The organism is Microbacterium sp. HM-570 (assembly GCF_054165885.1).
Window position 1 is genome coordinate 792,599 of record NZ_CM135111.1, and the last position, 21,675, is coordinate 814,273.

Here is a 21,675-nt window from a genome sequence, read left to right on the forward strand (position 1 = left end):
GCCGCGCCTGCGGTCAGAGTCCGCAACTGCCGCGTAATCTAGGGAAAATGGACAAGCGCGTGAGCGGACAGCAGGCCAGCTGGCGATACGCGACGGAACAGGTCACCGAGCCCGATCCGATCGCGAAGGCCCGCGCGCACTCGCTCGAGTTGGGCATCATCCCCATCGATCCTGCGATCGGCGCACAGTGCGCCGTGCTCGCAGCCGCCTCGGACGCCCTCAATCTGGTCGAGATCGGCACGGGGGCCGGGGTGTCGGGCATGTGGCTGCTGCGAGGCAGCTCCCGAGGAATCCTGACGACCATCGACGCCGAACCCGAGCACCTCGCCGCCGCGCGCAAAGCGTTTGCAGACGCGGGTATCCCGCCCGCACGCGCACGCTTCATCACCGGACGCGCCGCGGATGTCCTGCCGCGCATGAACGAGTCGGCATACGACATCGTCCTGATCGACGCAGATCCCGAGCACATCTTGGAGTACGTCGCCCACGGCCTGCGTCTGGTGCGCGTCGGCGGGACGGTGCTCATCCCCCGTGCGCTGCAGAACGGGCGCGTCGCGGATCCTGTCCAGCGCGACCCGATCACGACCGCCTTCCGTTCACTCATCCAAGAGACGCAGGGCTCTCAGGCGGTCATGCCCGCCCTGTCGATCGTCGGCGACGGCCTGCTGCAGCTGACCAAGATCACGGAGTAGCGCCGCACACGTCGCCGAATGTACGGCTTCCGCGCGAGTGCACGACCTCCGCACCGTCCCGAAGGCATGCATTCGCGCGAAAGTCGTGCGCTCGCGGATATAGGGATCCGGATGCGGGTGCCCCGGGGACGCAGAAAGGCCGGTCCCGCGAACGGAACCGGCCTGACGACGAACTCTACGCGGAGACAACTCCGGAGAGCACGTCGTGAAGCTCCTTGGCTTCGGCGTCATTGACCGAGACCACCAGACGCCCCCCACCTTCGAGCGGCACCCGCACGATAATCAGGCGCCCCTCCTTCACAGCCTCCATCGGTCCGTCGCCGGTCCTCGGCTTCATGGCTGCCATAGCGGCCCCTTTCGTCGCGAAATCTAGCTCGGACTAGTTTATCGTGCCCACCGACACAAATCGGCCGAGCGGTATATCAGGGGACCTGCCAGTACATGTTTGCCAGCCCATACATGTTCCAGATCCACCACCATTGCCCCACGAGGCACACGGCGAGCGCTCCGATCCGCCAGATGATCGAGCGTGGGGCAGCGACCGCGCCCCAGAGCGGCGAGAGCGGAAACAGCAGCCGGAAGACGCTCGACTGGGGGAAGAACACCGCAAACAGGTAGACCAGGTAGCTCGCCGCCCACAGCCGCACCTCGACCCCGAGACGCCGCACGTGCGGCTCGAACAACAGCAGCGCGGTCGCACCGAGCATCAGCACGACCGCCGCGACGATCCCGACTCCCGCGGGCGCCCCCCACGACCGCAGCCAGAACTCGGCACCCGCGAACCAGCCGTGGAAGGGGATGAACACTCCCCCGTCCGCGACCCAGTTGCGCCGCCAGGCCAACTCCGTCGCCAGATATCCGCCTGGGTTCCCCGTCACGATCGCGACGATGACCTGCCACGCGAAGCCGGTCAGAACGGCCAGGGCTCCGAGCGCCAGGATGTGCGTGATCTCGATCCTGCGGAGCGGCTCACGGTCGCGCCGAAACCACCGCCAGAGACCGAACAGTCCGAGGAAGAGCGCGAACGCGAGCACCCCCGGTCGGGTGAAGGCCATGAGCGGGATCAGCGCATAGAGCCATCCGTAGCGCCGTCGCTGCACGCACCAGATCGACAGGAGCAGCCACAGCAGGAACAGCGACTCGGCGTACGCGACCTGGAACAGGGCCGCCAGGGGCGCGGACGCGAACAGGGCGACCGACCACAGCGCGGTGGTGTCACCGATGCGCCCGCGCGTCATCTGGAACAACACCAGGCAGCAGCCGAAGCCGGCCGCGATCGCAACGAGGAACGCGCCCGCCCCCCAGTAGCCGAAAGGGATGCCGACCACATTCGAGAGGAAGGCGTAGATCGGCATGAAGGCCCAGGCGTTCTCGGCGACGGCGCCCGTGTCGGTCAGCGGGAGCTGCGCCGGGTAGCCACTGACCGCGATCAGCCAGTACCACTGGGCATCCCACCCGATGACGAAGGCCCCGAGTCCCGGGCCCGTCCCGAAGCGCGAATCCGGGCCCGACATCGCGGACGCGAGCAGCATCAGACCCGTTGTGACCAGCCGCGCGGCCAGGTAGATCAGCGCGACCCAGACGACCACCCCCGGCCCTCGCGGCGGGCGTAGCAGCAGTGCGTCTTCGTCGGGGTCGGGGGCCTCGCGCCCGCTCACGCCGTCAGCCACGCCCGCAAACCGCGCGCCACAGACTCGATCTGGGCGATCGACACCCGCTCCTCGTCGTGGTGCGCGAGGTGCGGGTCACCGGGGCCGTAGTTGACGGCGGGCACCCCGAGCGCGGAGAAACGCGCGACATCCGTCCACCCGTATTTCGGTCGCGGTTCGGCGCCGACGGCCGCGACGAACTCCCGGGCGAGCGGGGCGTCGAGTCCCGGGCGTGCGCCCGGCGCGAGGTCGACGATCTCGACCTCGAAACCCTCGAATACAGCACGAACGTGCTGTTCTGCCTCGAGTTCGGAACGGCTCGGGGCGAACCGGAAGTTCACCACGACCTCGCAGAGATCGGGGATCACGTTGCCGGCGATCCCTCCCGAGATCGAGACGGCGTTCAGCCCCTCCCGGTAGTCGAGCCCTTCCACCGCGATCGTCTGCGCTCGATAACGAGAGAGCCGTTCGAGGATCGGAGCGGCCTGATGGATCGCGTTCTCGCCGATCCACGAACGCGCCGAATGCGCCCGCATGCCGTAGGTACGGACGATCGCCCGGAGGGTGCCGTTGCATCCACCCTCGACCTCTCCCTCGGACGGCTCCCCGAGGATCGCGAAGTCCGCCTGAAAGAGATCCGGCCGGCTGCGCGAGAGCCGATTGAGTCCGTTGAGGCTCGAATCGACTTCCTCGTGGTCGTACCACATCCAGGTGATGTCGACCCGGGGTTCGGCCAGCTCGGCGGCGAGCACGAGTTGCACCGCCACGCCGGCCTTCATGTCGACCGTGCCGCGCCCCCAGATGCACTCCACACCATCAACCACCACATCGCGCGTCGGCAGGTTGTCGTTGATCGGCACCGTGTCGATATGGCCCGCGATCACGACCCGCTGGTCCCGGCCGAGCATGGTGCGTGCCACGATCGTGTCACCGTCGCGGAACACCTCGAGGTGCGGCAATGCCGACACCGCGGCATGGATCGCGTCCGCGAGGGGGGTCTCATCCCCCGAGACGCTCGGGATGTCACAGAGCACCCGGGTGAGCTCGACGGGCGATACGGACAGGTCGAGCTGCGGCATCCCCCGAGTGTACCGGCGCTGTCGTGGCCGCCCCGGGCCCGCGCGATTCGGTAGCGTGGGAGGCATGACTAGCGAGCGGTGGGTGTGGGGCGAGGGACTCGCCACGATGTCGAGCAATGGGACGGTGCTCGACACCTGGTACCCGAACCCGCAACTCGGACGTGTGCCGACCGGGCGCGATGCGGCGATCGCGGACGACAACGTCGACCGCCTGGCGGCCCCCGACGACCGCCGCGGCGTCACGGTCGAGGCCGTGACGGTCGAGATCGACCTCGATGCACCTCCCGCATCGACCTCCGACGCCTACTTGCGTCTGCACGTGCTCTCGCATCTCTTGGCGGCGCCGAACGAGGTCAACCTCGACGGGATCTTCGGGCACCTGCCCGTGGTGGCGTGGACGAACGCTGGCCCGATGCATCCGGATGATGCCACCCGACTGCGTCCCCTGCTGCTGCGCGATGGCATCCAGGTGGGCTCGCTCGATAAGTTCCCGCGCCTGACCGACTACGTGACTCCCGTCGGCGTGCGGATCGCGGATGCCTCGCGCGTGCGCCTGGGCGCGTACCTCTCTCCTGGCACGACGGTCATGCACGAGGGCTTCGTCAACTTCAATGCGGGCACGCTCGGATCATCGATGATCGAGGGACGCGTTTCGCAGGGCGTCGTCATCGGCGACGGCAGCGACATCGGCGGCGGCGCGTCCATCATGGGCACACTGTCGGGCGGCGGCACGCATCGCATCGCGATCGGCGCACGCACCCTGCTCGGTGCGAATGCGGGGGTGGGCATCTCGCTCGGTGACGACTGCGTCGTCGAGGCCGGACTTTACGTGACCGCCGGGACCAAGGTCGCGCTCGTCGATGCCGCGCCTAGGGCCGACGGCACCGTACCCGTGGTCAAGGCCGCCGAGCTCTCGGGCAGCGACGGCATCCTGTTCCGACGCAACTCCGTCTCGGGTGCTGTCGAGGCGTTGCGTCGCGCGGGCGTCGGCGTGACGCTGAACGAGGCTCTGCACGCCTGACCCCTCCCGCGGCCGCCCTGCGAGCCACAGCGACGGTCCCTGAGCCACAGCCACGGTCCCTGAGCCTGTCGAAGAGTCCGGCCCCCGATCTGCGACATGACACACGCCGCGACGGCGTGCCAGAATTATCGCGTGGTGGGCGGTCGTCGCCCATGGGAAACCAATGGCTACGTTTTTCGATGCGTCACCGATGGTCGGTAGCAGCGAAGTGAGGAGCATCGCGTGGCATCTTCCCGAGCGCGTGCGAGTGCGGCGCTGCTGCTCCTCGCGGCCGCAGTCTCGGTCGTCGTCGGAGCCGGGTTCGTCAGCGCCAACGGACGCGCCGACCTGACCGCGCTCGGCGCATTCAACACCGCGCGCAATGACCTCATTGACGCGCGAGACACTCTCGCATCCGAAGTGGCTCGCTCCGCGCGAATGAAAAAGACCGCAACGGATGTCTACGCCTCGGCGCGAAGCGTCGTCGATGTCGCCGACCCCGCCCTGTTGTCTGATGCCACGACCCGCGACGCGGCTCTCACGGCGCTCGAATCGCTCGTCGCTCATGCCGGTCTGACTGTAGCTGTCGATGGAACCGCCACCGTGTCGATGTCGGTGAGCTCCAACTCTGCAGCGTCCTCCGTGCCCGTGCCGCCACATGATCGAGACGCTCGCTACCGACAGGCGGCCGACATGCACGCCGAGGCGATCGACACGTGGGACGACGTCGATACTCTTCGTGCCGAATCGGCGGCCCTCAGCGCAGAGCTCACCGGGGTGCGAAAAGCCGCGGAGGCCATCGTGACCTCCGCGCACGCATACGGTGCGGCGACGGCGGTGCCCGAACTCACGGCGCCCGAAGCCGCCGCAGCCTATGCCACAGCCGTCGCAGCCCTAGAATCCGCGGCTCCGACCGAGTTCGTGGCGGCGCTCCGGTCTTATCAAGAATCGTGGCAGGCCGCCGTCGCTTCGCACGATGCCGAGACCGCGAAGCGCGCTGCGGCGGCGGCTGCGGCAGCAGCCGCTCGTGCCGCGACGAGTGCGGGCGGGCAGCGCGCATCGTGCACGGACGGCCCGACACCCACGTACATCCGCGGGATCCTGGTCGTCAACAAGTCCTACGCGATTCCGCCGTGCTTCGGCGGCGGGCTGACGGCAGAGACACGAAACGCGTTCGAAGCGATGCGCGCCGAGGCAGCGGGGCTCGGTTTGCGGCTGGTCATTTCGAGCGGGTACCGCTCCTACGCGACGCAGCAGTCTCTCTATGGCCGCTTCGTTGCTCGCGAGGGCGTCGCGGGAGCGGATCGACACTCGGCGCGACCGGGGCACAGCGAACATCAGTCGGGTCTGGCGTTCGACCTCAACTCGATCAGTGAAGCTTTCGGATACACCGGCGAGGGGGTGTGGGTGCGAGACAACGCGCACCGCTTCGGCTTCATCGTTCGTTACCCTCCGGGCAAAGAGGGCATCACCGGGTACATCTGGGAACCGTGGCACCTGCGGTATGTCGGCGCTGCCGCATCCGACATCTACGCCAGCGGACTCTCGCTGGAGGAGTATCTCGGAGTGTCGTCGCAGTACGCGGGATGACGGGTCGGGCATATCTCTCTCACAGGCTCAGCAACCGGGAGGGCCCTTTCGGTGACGGTCCTGAGCGGCCACAGCGACGGTCCCTGTGCCTGTCGAAGGGCGCGCCCGAAGCGCCGCGCGCGTAGGGTGGCGCCATGAGCAAGCGGATGCCGAAGGCCCTGTACAAGAGCGAACTGAAAGCCCTGCAGGCGCGCCTGGTCGACATGCAGGCCTGGGTGCAGGCAACGGGAGCGCGCATCGTCGTGGTCTTCGAGGGGCGGGATGCTGCGGGCAAAGGCTCGACGATCAAGCGTGTCTCCGAGTACCTCAATCCGCGTGTCACGCGCATCGTCGCGCTGCCCACGCCGACCGAGCGAGAGAAGACGAGCTGGTACTTCCAGCGCTACGTCGCGCATCTGCCGGCGGCCGGCGAGATCGTCCTGATGGATCGGTCCTGGTACAACCGCGCGGGCGTAGAACACGTGATGGGTTACTGCACGAACGCCGAATACCACCGGTTCCTTCATCAAGCACCGATCTTCGAGCGGATGCTCGTGGAGGACGGCATCATCCTGCTCAAGTACTGGTTCTCGGTGTCGGATATCGAACAGGAACGCCGGTTCCACGACCGCGCCAGCGACCCGATGCGCCGCTGGAAGCTGAGCCCGAACGATGTCTCATCCATCACCAAGTGGGAGGACTACTCGCGGGCCAAGGACACGATGTTCGTCCACACCGACATCCCGGAGTCGCCGTGGTTCGAGGTCGACAACGAGGACAAGCGGCGCGGGCGTGTCAACATGATCGCGCACCTGCTGTCGCAGATTCCGTCCGAGCCCGTCTCGCGCGAGGACATCGTGATCCCGGAGCGCCCGGCGTCGGGTGGCTACGAGCGACCGCCGCGGGACGACGACAATGTCGTGCCCGACTACGCCGCCGAGGTCATCTCCCGCGAGGGCTGATCAGACGCCTGGGTAGTTGCGCTCGGGCGCACCCGTGTACAGCTGCTGCGGGCGGCCGATCTTCGTCTGCGGGTCGAGCTGCATCTCGCGCCAGTGCGCGAGCCAGCCCGGCAGACGACCGATCGCGAACAGCACCGTGAACATGCGGGTCGGGAAGCCCATCGCTTTGTAGATCACGCCGGTGTAGAAGTCGACGTTCGGGTAGAGGCGACGCTCCTTGAAGTAGTCGTCGCTGAGCGCCAACTCTTCGAGCTCCTTGGCGAGATCCAGCAGCGGGTCGCTGACGCCGAGCGCCTCGAGCACCTCGTCCGCCGATTCCTTGACGAGCTTGGCCCGCGGGTCGTAGTTCTTGTAGACGCGGTGACCGAAGCCCATGAGCTTGACCCCGTCTTCTTTGTTCTTGACCCGCTCGACGAATCGCGCGACGCTCTCGCCCGAGTCGCGGATCCGCGCAAGCATGTCGAGCACGGCCTCGTTCGCGCCGCCGTGCAGCGGCCCGTACAGTGCGTTGATGCCCGCCGAGATCGACGAGAACTGGTTCGCTCCGGTCGATCCGACCAGGCGCACCGTCGAGGTCGACGCGTTCTGCTCGTGGTCTTCGTGCAGGATCAGCAGGCGCTCGAGCGCCCGCGACATGACGGGGTTCGGCTCGTAGATCTCGCTCAGAACACCGAAGTTGAGCTTCAGGAAGTTGTCGACGAAGCTCAGCGTGTTGTCGGGGTACAGGAAGGCCTGGCCGACGCTCTTCTTGTGCGCGTAGGCCGCGATCACGGGAAGCTTGGCCAGCATCCGGATCGTGTTGAGCTCGATGTGCTCGGGGTTGTTGGGGTCGGACTCGCCCTCGTAGTACGTCGAGAGAGCCGACACCGCCGACGACAGAACCGACATCGGGTGTGCCGTGTGCGGCAGCGCCGAGAAGAAGCGCTTGAGGTCTTCGTGCAGCAGGGTGTGATGACGGATGCGGTCATCGAACGCCGCGAGTTCGTCCGCGCTCGGCAGCTCACCGTAGATGAGCAGCCACGCGATCTCGAGGTAGCTGGAGTTGCCCGCAAGCTGCTCGATCGGGTAGCCGCGATAGCGCAGGATCCCCTTGTCACCGTCGATGAACGTGATGGCCGACTTGGTGGCGGCGGTATTCACGAAGCCGTAGTCGAGGGTGGTGTGCCCGGTCTGGCGCATGAAGGTCGAGATGTCGACACTCGGCGTGCCGTCGCTCGCCTGCAGGACGGGGAATTCCGCCGTTCGATCAGCGATGGTCAAGAACGCCTTCGTGGGCTGCGGTGCTTCCGTCGTGCCCGATTCGTTCTGCGTGGCGTCTTCATTGACATCGTTGCTCACGGCGCCTCCTTGCGATTGTCGTCGTCTGGGGGTTCAGCCGCGGCGGGCGGCTTTCGTTCGGTGCGACGCTGATGGAGCGGCGACCGGAACGGCGGCGTCGAGGCTGATGGGCCCCAGACATCCGCGTCGTTACAGCCTAGTGCGCCACCGCGCCTACTATCGAACTACCCAAACCGTCGGCGGATTCAGTGGTGGATGTCTACGAAACAGTCGAGCGGAGCCGAGAAGCCGCGCTGGCGATGCGCTCGTCCGTCGCGGTGAGCGAGAGCCGCACGTGTTGCGGAAAGTGCTCGCCATAGAAGACGCCTGGGCCCGCGAGGATGCCGAGATCAGCCAGTCGCCCCATGCTGTCCCACGCGTCGAGCCCCGCGGTGGCCCAGAGGTAGAGACCGGCCTCGCTGCGGTCGATCGTGAACCCGGCTGCCTCGAGCGCCGGCTTCAGTGCGGCACGGCGGGCGCGATACAGCTCCTTCTGGGCAGCGACGTGCGCGTCGTCGCCGAGGGCCACGAGCATCGCCGCCTGCACCGGACCGGGCAGCATGAGCCCGAGGTGCTTACGGACGTTCGCGAGGCGCGCGATGAGATCGGGGTCGCCCGCCAGGAATGCCGCGCGATATCCGGCGAGGTTCGACTGTTTGCTGAGCGAGTACACGGCCAGCACGCCCGTCGGATCGCCTCCCGTGACTCGGGGATCGAGAATGCTGGGGATGGGCTCGCTCACCCACGGGCCGGCCCAGCCCAGCTCGGCGTAGCACTCGTCGCCCGCGATGACGGCGCCGAGTTCGCGGGCACGGGCGACAGCGTGAGCGAGCTGCTCGACACTTAGCACCCCGCCGTCGGGGTTGCCGGGCGAATTGAGCCAGACGAGGCGCGTCCCGGCGGGCCACTCGTCGGGTTCGTCCGACGCGAACGGAATCGCGCCAGCGACGCGGGCGCCGATCTCGTACGTCGGATACGCGGCGCGCGGATGGATCACCACATCGCGTTCGCCGAGCCCCAGGAGCGTCGGCAGCAGCGCGACGAGCTCTTTCGAGCCGATGGTCGGCAGCACGTTGCGGAGTTCGAGCCCGACGACACCGCGTCGGCGGTCGAACCACTCGGCGATCGCCTCCCGAAGGGCGGGCGTCCCGACCGTCTGCGGGTACGCGTGCGCATCCGTGGCGTCGGAGAGCGCGCGACGAATGATGTCGGGCGTGGGATCGACCGGTGAGCCGATCGAGAGGTCGGCGATACCATCCGGATGCTGCCGTGCCCGTGCCGCGTAGGGCTCGACCTGGTCCCACGGGTAGTCGGGGAGGCCCAGGACCCCCACGCTCAGTGCTCCTGCGGAGGGAGCGCCTCGATGACGGGGTGATCCTTGTGGATCACACCGACCTTGGCCGCGCCACCGGGCGAGCCGATGTCGTCGAAGAACTCGACGTTGGCCTTGTAGTAGTCGCTCCACTCGGCGGGCAGATCATCTTCGTAGTAGATGGCCTCGACCGGGCACACGGGCTCGCAGGCGCCGCAGTCGACGCACTCGTCCGGGTGGATGTACAGCGATCGTTCGCCCTCGTAGATGCAGTCGACGGGGCATTCGTCGATGCAGGCACGGTCCTTCACATCGACGCACGGGAGGGCGATCACGTAGGTCACCCGACCAGTCTATGTCGGCGTGGACGACCTCAGATCCGGCCGGCGCCGCCGTCGACGGACGCGTCGACCGCCGAGACTGCGGCGGGCCGGGTCGACGTCGGGAACTCGGGCCAGGCCACGATCAGCACGGCGACGAGTGGACACGCGACCGTCCACACCACCGCGGCCATGCCAGCGGGGGCGATGACGGATCCGCCGGGCCCCTCCCCCGAGAACACGATGACGGCCAGCGTTATCCCCACGCCGGCGGCGACCGAGGCCCACCGATCGGCGAGCAGACGGATGGCGAGCATCAGCGCCGCGGCGCCGACGATACCCAAGACGAGGCCGACCGGAATGCCCCAGATCGTCGCCGCGTGGGCGACCGTGCCTACGACGCCGAATACGGCGCCCGCGAGCGCGGCGATGAACAACGTCGGGATACGTGAGACGAACTTCGGCATGGGCTCGACGATACCCCGCCTGAGTCAGGGCTCAGACGGCCCAGCCCGCGAGCCTCAGCAAGGCTGCCGTCACTGCTGCCGCCGCGACCACCACCAGGAAGGGAGCGCGGATGGCGAGCAAACCTCCGGCGACGAGCACGGCAGGCACCCGCGCATCTACGGCGAGTGCCTGGCCCGCGCCGAGGGTCTGCACGGCGACCAGGGCGGCGAGCAATGCGACGGTGAGCAGGTCGGCGATTCGCGCGGGCCGGGGGGCCTGCACCCACGCCGCGGGTAAGAGGTACCCGACCGCTTTGAGGGCGAGACAGATGACGGATGCGAGCAGCACCGCGGTCCAGAGCGTCATGGCAGTCCCTCACGTTCGGCCACGTCGAGCGGCTCCGGCGGGGGCAGGTCGTTCCGTCCGAGCCAGTTGAACCAGCCCACGACGATCGCAACTATCGCCGCGAGCAAAACCGGCAGTCCGGGCATCAGACCGGGTGTCAGGGCCGTTGCGACGACGGCCGCAGCCGCACCGACCGCGATCGCCTGTCGGCCCCGCAGACGCGGCCAGAGAAGGGCGAGGAAAGCGGCGGCCGCCGCCGCGTCGAGGCCGTAGGCCCGCGGATCGCCGAGAACATCGCCGAGCAGGGCTCCCAGCAAGGTCGTGACGTTCCAGCCGAGGTATATCCCGATTCCCGTCAGCCAGAAACCGAGCGTGCGGGCGTGGGGCGTGGTCTGGGCCAGCGAGACGGCGGTCGACTCGTCGATCGTGAAGTGCGCTGCCCCGGCGCGGGTGAGGACTCCGCGGCCGATGACCGGAGACATCCGCATTCCGTACGCGACGTTGCGCACCCCGAGCAGCGCGGCCGAGGCGATCGCCGCGGGCGCCGCCGCGAGTCCGCCGGCCCCGATCACGCCGACGAACGCGAACTGCGAACCGCCCGTGAACATCACGAGGCTCAGCACGCACGTCTGCCAGACGTCGAGCCCGGACGCCACCGAGAGCGCACCGAACGAAACCCCGTAGACGCTGGTCGCGAGCGCGACCCCGAGCGCCTGTCGGCGGGCACGCCGGGCCTCGGGATCCGGGGGGGCACGCATACCCCGAGCGTATCCGCGTCGAGCGTTCGCGCTCGCGGTCCGATCACGACCCGGTGGCCCGCGGCGAGAGGACTTCGGCGCGAAAGGAGGACTCTGCGTATGCAGCCGCCCTCCCCCGGCGCCGAAATCCTCCGGAGGCGGTGAAGCTCAGCCCTGGCGCTTGAGGCGTGCCGTGGCGCGGGCGCGCTCGTTCGCGTCGAGAGCAACCTTGCGGATGCGGACGATCTCGGGCGTCACCTCGACGCATTCGTCGTCGCGGGCGAACTCGAGGCTCTCTTCCAGCGTCAGCAGGCGCGGCGGCGTCATCGACTCGAAGGTGTCGGAGCTCGCGGCACGCATGTTGGTGAGCTTCTTCTCTTTCGTGATGTTGACGTCCATGTCATCGGCACGCGAGTTCTCGCCGACGACCATGCCCTCGTAGACCTCTTGCGTGGGCTGAACGAAGAACGACATGCGCTCTTGCAGCGCAATGATCGCGAAGGGGGTGACGACACCCGAGCGGTCGGAGACGATCGACCCGTTCTGGCGCGTGACGATCGCACCGGCCCAGGGCTCGTAGCCGTGCGAGATCGCGTTCGCGATACCCGTGCCGCGGGTCGTGGTCAGGAACTCCGTGCGGAAGCCGATCAGGCCGCGCGAGGGAACGATGAACTCCATCCGCACCCAGCCGGTGCCGTGGTTGGACATGCTGTCCATGCGGCCCTTGCGGGTCGCGAGCAGCTGCGTGATCGCGCCGAGGTACTCCTCGGGTGCGTCGATCGTCAGGTGCTCGAACGGCTCGTGCGTCTTGCCGTCGACCTGCTTCGTGACCACCTGGGGCTTACCGACGGTGAGCTCGAAGCCTTCGCGGCGCATGTTCTCGACCAGGATGGCGAGGGCCAGCTCTCCGCGACCCTGCACCTCCCAGGCATCCGGGCGTCCGATGTCGAGGACCTTGAGCGAGACGTTGCCGATCAGCTCGCGGTCGAGGCGGTCCTTGACCATGCGCGCCGTGAGCTTGTGGCCCTTGACCTTGCCGACGAGCGGCGAGGTGTTGGTGCCGATCGTCATCGAGATCGCCGGGTCGTCGACCGTGATGGCCCGGAGGGGACGGATGTCGTCGGGATCGGCGATCGTCTCACCGATCGTGATGTCGGGGAAGCCCGCGATAGCGACGATGTCGCCGGGACCGGCGTCGTCGGCAGGGTAGCGCTCGAGCGCGCGGGTCTTGAACAGCTCGGTGATGCGAGCGTTGCTGGTCGAACCATCCGCTCGCACCCACGCGACCGTCTGGCCCTTCTTCAGCGTGCCGTTGAAGACGCGCAGCAGCGCGAGGCGGCCGAGGAAGGGGCTCGAGTCGAGGTTCGTGACCCACGCCTGCAGCGGGGCGTCGTCCTCGTAGGACGGCGCCGGAACGTGCTCGAGGATCGCACCGAACAGGGGCTCGAGGTCGTCGTTGTCGGGCAGGTCACCGTTGGCGGGACGGTTGAGCGAGGCAGCGCCCGCGCGACCGCTGGCGTAGACCACCGGCACGTCGAGCAGGGCATCGACATCGAGGTCGGGCACGTCGTCGACGAGGTCGGACGCGAGCCCGAGCAGCAGGTCGTGGCTCTCCTCTTCAACCTCGGCGATACGCGCGTCGGGGCGGTCGGTCTTGTTGACCAAGAGGATGACGGGGAGCTTGGCCTCGAGTGCCTTGCGGAGCACGAACCGGGTCTGCGGGAGGGGCCCTTCAGAGGCATCCACCAGCAGCACGACACCGTCGACCATGGACAGGCCGCGCTCGACCTCGCCGCCGAAGTCGGCGTGGCCCGGGGTGTCGATCACGTTGATCGTGACGGGACCATCGGTCGCATGCACACCCTTGTAGGTGACCGCCGTGTTCTTCGCGAGGATCGTGATGCCCTTTTCGCGCTCGAGGTCGTTCGAGTCCATCGCGCGCTCTTCGGTGTGCTCGTGCGAACCGAACGATCCGGTCTGGCGGAGCATGGCGTCGACGAGGGTGGTCTTGCCGTGGTCGACGTGCGCGACGATCGCGACATTGCGGAGATCGGAACGAAAGGCACGCGCCATGAAAAGGTCCTTGCAGTGATGGGAAGTGTGAGAGACGGTCCCTGTGTTCGACAGGCTCAACAGCCGATGTCGAAGGGTCCAATCCCCCTGAGCCTATCGCAGGCGGCTGTGAGCCCGGCGAGCGCCCTGTTGGGCTCCGCGCGAGGGTGCCTCTTTGTTCCCGCGAGGGTGCCCCTTTGTTTGCGCGAGGGTGCCTCTTGTCTAGCCCAGTTCCCACTCTCGTGGTGGAAAAGGGCACCCTCGTGGTGGAAACGGGCACCCTCGCGGTGGAAACGGGCACCCTCGCGGTGAGAACGAGAGCGGGGCGAGACCCCGAAGGATCCCGCCCCGCCCGGACAATGAGCGCAGATTACTCGGCGGCCCAGCCCACGAGCGTCCAGTCGATCGTCTCGAACTGCGTCGCGCCGTAGTTGACGAGACCGTCCTGCACGGCCCACACGTTCGGGAGCGGCGCGATCGGGAACATCGGGACGTAGCCCCAGATGGTCTCGTTGATCTCGTTTGCGATCTCGATGCGCGCTTCGGGGTCGAGTTCGGCGTTTGCCTGATCCCACAGGTCACCGAGCGCTTCATCGGTCGTGGCGGTGAAGTTCTGCTCGGAGTCCAGCGGGTAGAACAGCGGTTCCGATGACGAGATCGGGAACGCGGTTCCGACCCACGAGAAGCTGACCATCTCGAAGTCGCCCGGGATCACGTAGTCGCTGAAGTAGCCGGCGACAGGAACCGAGACGAGCTCGACGGGGATCCCGAACTCACCGAGGTCGGCCTGGACCTGCTCGGCGCGCTGGATGTTCGTCGCGGTGTCGGCGGGAACGGTGACGCTGAGCTCGAGCGGCTCGCCGTCCTTCACCCACGAGTCGCCGTCCTTGCTGTAGCCGGCCTCTTCGAGGAACGCCGCACCCGCTTCGGTGTCATACGGCAGAGCCGCGTCTTCGTAGCCTTCCTGACCAGCCATGAAGATATAGTCGCCCTGCGTGACAGCAGGCACTCCGACCGGCGTGTTGGCCGCTGCCGAGATCTGCTCGCGGTTGACGATCGAGGCGACCGCCTTGCGCACGTTGACGTCGGAGAGCGGGCCCTCCTTGGCGTTCATCGTGACGTGGGTCCACGTCAGGCCGTTCGTGGCCTGGATGTCAGCGCCGTCGACCGTCTGCGCGGTCTCGTAGAGGTCGGCGTTCGACGAGATATAGAGAGCGTCGACCTCACCGTTCGCGAACGACGAACCCTGCTGGTCCTGGCTCACAGCCTTGAACAGGATGCGGTCGAGCTTGGGGGTCTCGCCCCACCAGAGCGGGTTGCGCTCGAGAATTACGACCTGCGCGTCGGAGTCGATCTCGGTGAAGACGAAGGGTCCGCTCGATGGCATGCCTATCGCATCGAACCCCTCGTTGAAGACGGCGGGGTCGCTCGCGATGCTCTCCTTGACCACGCCCGTCAGCAGACTCTCCCAATCGACGAAGGGCCGCGAGAAGGTCACCAGGACGTCAAACTCGTCCGCTCCCGCCTGCACGGAGGCGATGTCCTCATAGCCCACCGTCGACGCCGGTCGGTAGGTGTCGTCAACACCGTTGAGAGCCCGCCAGGTCGCTTCGTAGTCGGCGACGGTGATGGGCGTGCCGTCCTCCCAGACCGCGCTCGGATTCAACTCGATCTCGACAACCAATGGGTCTCGGCTCGTCACTTCAACGGAAGATGCGTAGTCTTCGTCCAGCTCGGCTACCCCGTACTCGTCGATGATGAGCGGCCCACCTGTCGTCGGCGCGACGATCGACCGCGTGTCAGCCTCGATGCCCGAGGCGAGATAGGTGTTGAACGTCAGCGGGAAGGATGTCACGGCCAGGTGCAGGTCGCCGCCTTCGGACACGCTCGCGGCATCGGCACGAGTCCAGGCCGTGGCGGGCAGCTCCGACGGAGGAGGAGGAGGCGTGGGCCCGTCGCTCGGAAGGATCGTTCCGCCGCCGATGCAGCCGGTCAGCGTAAGTGAAAGGGTGGCGACCGCGCCACTGAGGCCGAGCGCTCTCGCGATTCTCATGGGCTGTTATCTCCTCCCGCCAAAGTAACACCGAGGTCCGTAAGCAGCGGATCCGCTCGCGTCGCTTGCCAGACGGACCCGTCAGGTCTACGGGTGCGCGACAAGCACTGCTACCACGGCCCAGATGGCGATGGCGACGAGCGCGATCAGAGCCGGAACGTCCCAGCTGCGACGGACGACGGATGCTGAACGCGCGGCCTCCGGCGCCGGCAGCTCAGGCACGGGATCACCCTCCGTCGCCGAGATCCACTGTTCGCGTATCAGCTCCACGTCACGCAGGGCGGGAGGCTCGCGCCGCTCTCCCCCACCGAGACGAAGTCCCGGCCGGGCGGGCCGTCCGGCGACTGGACCGCCGAAACTCGCGATGTTCTCGCCCGAACTCAGGCCGAAGCGCACCTGCCAGCGCAGCTCGATGTCGCGCACGGCGCTCCAGGGAAACTCCACGATCCGCAACAGGTTGTGCACGCGAACGCCCTCGGAATCCGTCCGGATGTGCGGGGCGTAGACCAGCACGTAAACGAACCAGAGCACCAGCAGCACCCAGGGCGCCAGCAACATCATCTCGCCCAGCCCGGCACGCACGGCCGCGTCGACCAGCAGCGCCAGGGCGACAACGGCTCCGGCGATCGCCCCGATCGTGGCTGAGGGGGCGCGGAAGACCCGCACATCCCTGCGTCCGCCGACAGGTTCGTTCGGCGCAGACGGCGAGGACATGCCCGTCACACGCCGCCCAGCGGAATCGATGCACCCGGGATCGCCGCGAGCAGTCGCCGCGTGTACTCCTCGGCGGGATTCGCGAAGATCTCATCCACCGTGCCCTGTTCGACGACCTTGCCGCGCTCCATGACGCACACCATGTCGGCGGCGACGCGGACGACGGCCAGGTCGTGCGTGATGAACAGGTACGTCAGCCCGAGTTCGCTCTGCAACTCGGCGAGCAGCTGCAGGATCTGATCCTGCACCAGCACGTCGAGTGCCGAGACGGCTTCGTCGAGCACGACGACATCCGGCTTGAGCGCGAGAGCGCGCGCGATCGCGACGCGCTGCCTCTGCCCACCCGAGAGCTCGTTCGGATAGCGCGACTCCAGCGACTGCGGAAGAGAGACCTGGTCCAACAGCTCTGCCACACGAGCTCGACGCGACGCGCGGTCGCCCACCTTGTGGATGTTGAGGGGCTCCGAGATGGTGTTGCCGATGTTGCGGAGCGGATCGAGCGATCCGTACGGGTCCTGGAAGACCGGCTGCATCTGCCGACGCACACGGAAAACCTCGCGGCCACTGAGCTTCGCGATGTCCTGGCCGTCGATGAACACATCGCCCGACGTCGGATCCTCGAGCTTCAGCACCATCTTCGCCACGGTGGACTTGCCCGAGCCGGACTCCCCCACCAGGGCGAGCGTCTTGCCGCGCGGAATCTGGAACGAGACGCCGTCGACGGCACGGAAGGCTTCGCTGCGGAAGCCACCGAGGCGGATCTTGTACTCCTTGACGAGGTCGCGGACCTCGATCGCGGGAGCGGCCGGCGCAGCATTCGCGCTGGCCTGTTCGCGCGGGCGCGTCTGGATGCGCTTGGACGCCAGGCTCGGCGCCGCGGCGACGAGACGCTGGGTGTACGGATGCAGCGGGTTCTCGAGAATCTCGCGGCTCGGGCCCATCTCGACGATCTCACCCCGATTCATCACGACGATCTTCTCGGCCCGCTCGGCGGCGAGGCCCAGGTCATGCGTGATGAGGAGCACCGACGTGCCCTTGTCTCGCGTCAGCGTGGCCATGTGGTCGAGAATCACCCGCTGCACGGTGACGTCGAGGGCCGACGTCGGTTCGTCTGCGATCAGAAGCTTCGGGTCGGCGGCCAGACCGATGCCGATCAGGGCACGCTGGCGCATACCCCCGGAGAACTGGTGCGGGAACTGGTGCATGCGCTTGGCAGCATCCGGAAGTCCCGCCTGCTTCAGAACCTCGATCGCACGCGCCTCGACGTCCTTTCGGTCGGACGCGATCCCGTTAGCCCGGATCGCTTCCTTCACCTGGAAGCCGATGCTCCACACCGGGTTCAGGTTCGACATCGGGTCCTGCGGGACGTAGCCGATCTCACGCCCGCGGATGCGCTCCATCTGCGTGGCGTTGAGGTCGGTGAGTTCGCGGCCGTCGAGCTTGATGCTCCCGCCTGTCACCAGACCGTTGCCCGGGAGGAGGTTGACGACAGCCGAGGCGGTCGTGGACTTGCCCGAGCCGGACTCCCCCACGATTGCGACGGTCTCGCCGGGGAAGATGTCCAGGCTCACGCCGTGCAGCACTTCGTTCGCACCGAATGCGACGGTCAGGTCGCGGATGCTGAGAAGCGGGACGTCGGTGCGCTCGCTCATCGGCGGGCCCTCGCCTTCGGGTCGATGGCATCTCGGAGAAGCTCGCCGAGCACGATGAAGGCGAGCACGGTGACCGTGAGCGCGATCGACGGATAGATCAGTGCCATCGGCGCGACACGCAGGGACTGCTGCGCCTGGCTGATGTCGTTACCCCACGACATGGTCCCGCTCCCGAGGCCCACACCAAGGAACGCGAGTGTCGCCTCGGCGACAATGGCAGCCGCGAGCGAGATCGTGGCGACGACCAGCACGGGGGGAAGGGCGTTCGGGACGACGTGCGCAACGAGCGTCCGGAAACGCGACTGGCCGAGCGCGCGAGACGCCATCACGAAGTCCGCCTGGCGCACACGCAGGATCTCGGCCCGGATGATGCGCGCCGTCGACGCCCAGGCAAACCCACCGATCGCGAAAGCGAGCGTGAAGACCGTGCGGTTCTGCGAAAAGACGCTCATGACGACGATCGCGGCGAGGATGTAGGGGATGGCGAAGAAGATGTCGCCGATGCGCGAGAGCAGCGAGTCGAGCCATCCGCCGTAGAAGCCGGCAAGTGCGCCGAAGATCAGGCCCACGACCGTGCCGATGACGGTGGCGATCAGGCCGACCGAGATCGAGGTGCGCGCGCCCCAGACGATGCGCGACCAGACATCACAACCCTGGAACGTGTAGCCGAGCGGGTGGCCTGCGGCCGGTCCACCGTTGCTGTTCTCGAGGAAGCACTGTGAGTTCGGCGGGACTTGCGTGAACAGGGTCGGCGCGAAAGCCATGATCACGATGATCACGACGACAACGCTCGACACCCAGAAAGTCGGCCGGCGACGCATGTCTCGCCAGGCATCGAGCCACAGGTTGCTGCGCTTCGCGGCAACCTTGACCTCATCGACCTTGATCGTGGCGTCGCGAACAGGGGCGACGAAGTGCGGGGCAGGAGTGAGATCACTTGGCATAGCGGATCCTCGGGTCAAGCAGACCGTAGAGCAGGTCGACAACGAGATTGACGAGCACGTAGACGACCACGAAGACGGTCACGAACGAGACCACGGTGGGACCCTCCTGACGCGTGATGGCCTCATACAGCGTGTTTCCGACACCGGGGACGTTGAAAATACCCTCGGTAACGGTCGCACCGACCAACAGCACACCGAAATTGGTGGCCGAGTTCGTGATGACGGGCAACAGCGAATTGCGCACGACGTGCACGGGCACAACGCGTCGCCGCGACAGGCCCTTGCTATACGCGGTGCGTACCCAGTCCTGATTGAGTGTGTCGATGGTCGAGGCACGCATCAATCGCATGCTCGTGGCGTACAGGCTCACCCCCAGCACGATGGCCGGGAGCAGCAGGTCGAGCCATCCGTTCCGCGCCCCGACCGTGGGTCGGAACCAGCCGAGCTGGATAGCCAGGAAATACTGCGCGAGGAAGGCGAGCACGAAGATCGGCACTGCGACGAAGACCAACGCGACGACGAGCGATGCGTTGTCGAACAGCTTGCCCTTCCGCAGAGCCGAGAAGGTGCCGATGATGATGGCCAGCGCGAATTCGATGACAAGCGCCATGATCGCGAGTCGCGCCGTCACCGGGAAGGTGCGCAACAGGATGTCGCCGACCGGCTGACCCGAGAAGCTGACGCCGAAGTCGCCCCGCAGCACACCGGTGATGTAGTAGAAGTACTGCACCAGGAACGGGTCGTCGAGGTGGTATTGCTCTCGAATCTGAGCGAGCAGAGTGGGGTTCGGGGTCCGGTCGCCGAAAAGGGCGAGGATCGGATCCCCGGGCATGGCAAAGACCATGAAATAGATCAGCAGCGTCGCCCCGAAGAACACGGGTATCACCTGCAGCAGTCGTCTGAGGATGTACGCGAGCACCCTCACTCCCTCCGGATACGGGGCGAGCGCTTACCCTGTTGGCGCGCTAACCCGCTAAGAGCATCGTGCCGCGTCGGGTGGGCGAACGCGAGCCCTGGGGAACATGTCGCGAGGCGGTGACGTCGCCGCCACCGCCTCGCGAGTCAGATCGGGAGTTAACCCTTGGTGATCTCGTGGTACAGCGGAACCGAGTTCCAGCCGAATTCGACGTTCTGGACCATCTCGGTGTAGCCACCGGTCACGTTGGAGTACCAGAGCGGCGTGGCGGGCAGGTCCTGCAGCAGGATCGACTGTGCCTGCTGGAACAGGTCGTTGGCCTCATCCGGGTCCGTGGACGAGATGCCTTCGGTGAGCAGCGCGTCGAACTCTTCGTTCGAGTAGTCGCCGTCGTTCGAGCCCGCGTTGGTCGCGTACAGCGGTCCGAGGAAGTTGTACAGACCGGGGTAGTCGGCCTGCCATCCGGTGCGGAACGCGGTGGTAATCGTGCGGGAGTTGACGAGCTCGCGCAGTTCGGCGAAGGTCGGATAGGGAGCACCCGACGCCTCGATGCCGAGCACGTTCTTGATCGAGTTGGTCACAGCGTCGACCCAGGCCTGGTGGCCACCGTCGGAGTTGTACGCGATCTGGAACGTACCCTCCCACGGCGAGATGGCGTCAGCCTCGGCCCAGAGCGCCTGCGCCTCCTCCTCGTTGTATTCGAGCACCTCGGCGCCCTCGAGCGAGTCCGACCATCCGTCGATGACGGGCGACGTGAAGTCGCTCGCCGGCGTGCGGCTGCCCTCGAAGATCACGTCGGTGATCTCGGGACGGTTAATGGCCATCGAGATCGCCTGACGACGGAGCTGACCCTCTTCGCCCTCGAAGTGCGGGAGGTACTCCGGCACCGTGAAGGACTGGAAGACCGCGGCGGGCTGGTTGACAGCCGTGCCGCCGACGCCCTCGAGGTCGGACTCGAAGGTCGCGAGCGCGCCCGTCGGGATCTGGTCGACGACGTCGACCTCGCCCGCAAGCAGGTCGGCGTACGACGCATCCTGCGACGCGTAGAAGACGATGGTCAGGCCACCGTTCTGCACCTCACGCACCCCCTGGTAGTCGGGGTTCTTGACGAGGTCGATCTGCACGTCGTGCTGCCACGCGCCCTCACCGTCGAGCATGTACGGGCCGTTGCCGATCGGGTTCTCACCGAATGCGGCCATGTCGTCGAACGCGACATCCGGCAACGGGTAGAAGGCCGAGTAGCCCAGGCGCAGCGCGAAGTCCGAGGCGGGCTTGTTCAGCGCGATCGTGAAGGTGTAGTCATCGACCTGTTCGAGGCCCGTGAGTTCCGAGTCCTCGTCGTAGCTGAAGCCCTCGATGTCCTCGAAGAAGTAGCTGTTCAGCTGCTCGTTCGATGCGAGCGCACCGTAGTTCCATGCCTTGATGAAGTTGTCGGCGGTGACTTCCTCGCCGTCCGTGAAGGTCTGACCTTCCTTGATCTTCACCGTGAGGTTCTGCGGGTCATCGACCGTGATCTCTTCCGCCATGTCGTTGACGGGCGAACCATCCGCCTCGTACGAGACCAGGCCCGCGAAGATCGCGTCGAGGATCTTGCCGCCGCCGACCTCGTTGGTCGTCGTGGGGATGAGCGGGTTCTCCGGCTCAGAACCGTTCGTGGTGATGATCGCGTCGCTTGCGCCGCCACCGTCGGTGTCGCCCGAGTCATCGCTGCTCGCGCAGCCGGCGAGCGTGAGCCCTCCGACGGCGAGGAGCGCGATCCCCGACAGGGCAATCTTGTTGCGCTTCACTTGTCCTCCTGTTAAGAGTGCTGTTACGCGCAGGGTCATAGTTGTGATTCTGCGCGGGATAGGGAAACCCTAGGCATCCTGGTCCGATTGCTCCAAATCATGAGCAAAACCGTTACATAGCCTTAACT

The 21,675-nt window shown here is 66.8% G+C and carries 20 protein-coding genes; 4 read left to right on the top strand and 16 right to left on the bottom strand.

Annotation, left to right across the window (positions count from 1 at the left end; translation table 11 throughout):
* Positions 1 to 47 precede the first annotated feature (47 nt).
* The gene (locus ACT9TC_RS03710) at positions 48 to 692 is read left to right on the top strand and encodes an O-methyltransferase (RefSeq protein WP_458042085.1); all 645 of its coding nucleotides are present in this window, start codon (positions 48 to 50) and stop codon (positions 690 to 692) included.
* A 175-nt stretch (positions 693 to 867) separates the two neighbouring features.
* On the opposite strand, the gene ACT9TC_RS03715 is transcribed toward ACT9TC_RS03710, so the two are convergent.
* The 3 genes from ACT9TC_RS03715 to dapE form a co-directional block, all read right to left on the bottom strand.
* A complete protein-coding gene (locus ACT9TC_RS03715; RefSeq protein WP_081766366.1) occupies positions 868 to 1,038 on the bottom strand; it encodes a DUF3117 domain-containing protein in 171 nt (56 codons plus the stop codon).
* Positions 1,039 to 1,114: 76 nt separating this feature from the next.
* Positions 1,115 to 2,350, bottom strand: a complete 1,236-nt coding sequence (locus tag ACT9TC_RS03720; protein ID WP_458042086.1) for a hypothetical protein — start codon at positions 2,348 to 2,350, stop codon at positions 1,115 to 1,117.
* Positions 2,347 to 3,420 carry a succinyl-diaminopimelate desuccinylase gene (gene dapE / locus ACT9TC_RS03725; RefSeq protein WP_458042087.1) on the bottom strand — a complete coding sequence of 358 codons (1,074 nt, stop codon included), beginning with the start codon at positions 3,418 to 3,420 and terminating at the stop codon, positions 2,347 to 2,349. The genes ACT9TC_RS03720 and dapE overlap by 4 nt, the downstream gene beginning before the upstream one ends.
* Before the next feature lie 64 nt (positions 3,421 to 3,484).
* On the opposite strand from dapE, the gene dapD reads away from it, so the two are divergent.
* From dapD to ppk2, 3 genes are all read left to right on the top strand, one after another.
* Complete coding sequence (gene dapD / locus ACT9TC_RS03730; protein WP_458042088.1) at positions 3,485 to 4,441, top strand: 2,3,4,5-tetrahydropyridine-2,6-dicarboxylate N-succinyltransferase; 957 nt, start codon at positions 3,485 to 3,487, stop codon at positions 4,439 to 4,441.
* 222 nt (positions 4,442 to 4,663) lie between these two features.
* The gene (locus ACT9TC_RS03735; RefSeq protein WP_458042089.1) at positions 4,664 to 6,010 is read left to right on the top strand and encodes a M15 family metallopeptidase; all 1,347 of its coding nucleotides are present in this window, start codon (positions 4,664 to 4,666) and stop codon (positions 6,008 to 6,010) included.
* A gap of 134 nt (positions 6,011 to 6,144) precedes the next feature.
* Entirely contained in the window at positions 6,145 to 6,951 is an 807-nt protein-coding gene (gene ppk2, locus ACT9TC_RS03740; RefSeq protein ID WP_458042090.1) for a polyphosphate kinase 2, read from the top strand.
* On the opposite strand, the gene ACT9TC_RS03745 is transcribed toward ppk2, so the two are convergent.
* From ACT9TC_RS03745 to ACT9TC_RS03805, 13 genes are all read right to left on the bottom strand, one after another.
* Positions 6,952 to 8,289 (bottom strand): citrate synthase, encoded by a 1,338-nt coding sequence (locus tag ACT9TC_RS03745; protein WP_458042091.1) that lies wholly within the window; start codon positions 8,287 to 8,289, stop codon positions 6,952 to 6,954.
* A gap of 199 nt (positions 8,290 to 8,488) precedes the next feature.
* Positions 8,489 to 9,601, bottom strand: coding sequence for a succinyldiaminopimelate transaminase (gene dapC, locus ACT9TC_RS03750; RefSeq protein ID WP_458042092.1), 1,113 nt, complete (start codon positions 9,599 to 9,601; stop codon positions 8,489 to 8,491).
* A gap of 2 nt (positions 9,602 to 9,603) precedes the next feature.
* A complete protein-coding gene (gene fdxA, locus ACT9TC_RS03755) occupies positions 9,604 to 9,924 on the bottom strand; it encodes a ferredoxin (protein ID WP_036298533.1) in 321 nt (106 codons plus the stop codon).
* Between the two features lie 29 nt (positions 9,925 to 9,953).
* The gene (locus ACT9TC_RS03760) at positions 9,954 to 10,367 is read right to left on the bottom strand and encodes a histidinol dehydrogenase (RefSeq protein WP_458042093.1); all 414 of its coding nucleotides are present in this window, start codon (positions 10,365 to 10,367) and stop codon (positions 9,954 to 9,956) included.
* 31 nt (positions 10,368 to 10,398) lie between these two features.
* Positions 10,399 to 10,713 (bottom strand): AzlD domain-containing protein, encoded by a 315-nt coding sequence (locus ACT9TC_RS03765; RefSeq protein ID WP_458042094.1) that lies wholly within the window; start codon positions 10,711 to 10,713, stop codon positions 10,399 to 10,401.
* Complete coding sequence (locus ACT9TC_RS03770; protein ID WP_458042095.1) at positions 10,710 to 11,450, bottom strand: AzlC family ABC transporter permease; 741 nt, start codon at positions 11,448 to 11,450, stop codon at positions 10,710 to 10,712. The genes ACT9TC_RS03765 and ACT9TC_RS03770 overlap by 4 nt, the downstream gene beginning before the upstream one ends.
* A 147-nt stretch (positions 11,451 to 11,597) precedes the next feature.
* On the bottom strand, positions 11,598 to 13,502 hold the full coding sequence (typA, locus tag ACT9TC_RS03775; RefSeq protein WP_458042096.1) for a translational GTPase TypA: 1,905 nt from the start codon (positions 13,500 to 13,502) through the stop codon (positions 11,598 to 11,600).
* 349 nt (positions 13,503 to 13,851) lie between these two features.
* Positions 13,852 to 15,534: an ABC transporter family substrate-binding protein gene (locus ACT9TC_RS03780; RefSeq protein ID WP_458042097.1), complete on the bottom strand. Its 1,683-nt coding sequence runs from the start codon at positions 15,532 to 15,534 to the stop codon at positions 13,852 to 13,854.
* An 87-nt stretch (positions 15,535 to 15,621) separates the two neighbouring features.
* On the bottom strand, positions 15,622 to 16,248 hold the full coding sequence (locus ACT9TC_RS03785; protein ID WP_458042854.1) for a hypothetical protein: 627 nt from the start codon (positions 16,246 to 16,248) through the stop codon (positions 15,622 to 15,624).
* Positions 16,249 to 16,253: 5 nt separating this feature from the next.
* Positions 16,254 to 17,900 (bottom strand): dipeptide ABC transporter ATP-binding protein, encoded by a 1,647-nt coding sequence (locus ACT9TC_RS03790; protein ID WP_458042098.1) that lies wholly within the window; start codon positions 17,898 to 17,900, stop codon positions 16,254 to 16,256.
* Entirely contained in the window at positions 17,897 to 18,844 is a 948-nt protein-coding gene (locus tag ACT9TC_RS03795) for an ABC transporter permease (protein WP_458042099.1), read from the bottom strand. The genes ACT9TC_RS03790 and ACT9TC_RS03795 overlap by 4 nt, the downstream gene beginning before the upstream one ends.
* A complete protein-coding gene (locus ACT9TC_RS03800; RefSeq protein ID WP_458042100.1) occupies positions 18,834 to 19,763 on the bottom strand; it encodes an ABC transporter permease in 930 nt (309 codons plus the stop codon). The genes ACT9TC_RS03795 and ACT9TC_RS03800 overlap by 11 nt, the downstream gene beginning before the upstream one ends.
* Positions 19,764 to 19,918: 155 nt before the next feature.
* The gene (locus tag ACT9TC_RS03805; protein ID WP_458042101.1) at positions 19,919 to 21,547 is read right to left on the bottom strand and encodes a peptide ABC transporter substrate-binding protein; all 1,629 of its coding nucleotides are present in this window, start codon (positions 21,545 to 21,547) and stop codon (positions 19,919 to 19,921) included.
* Positions 21,548 to 21,675 lie beyond the last annotated feature (128 nt).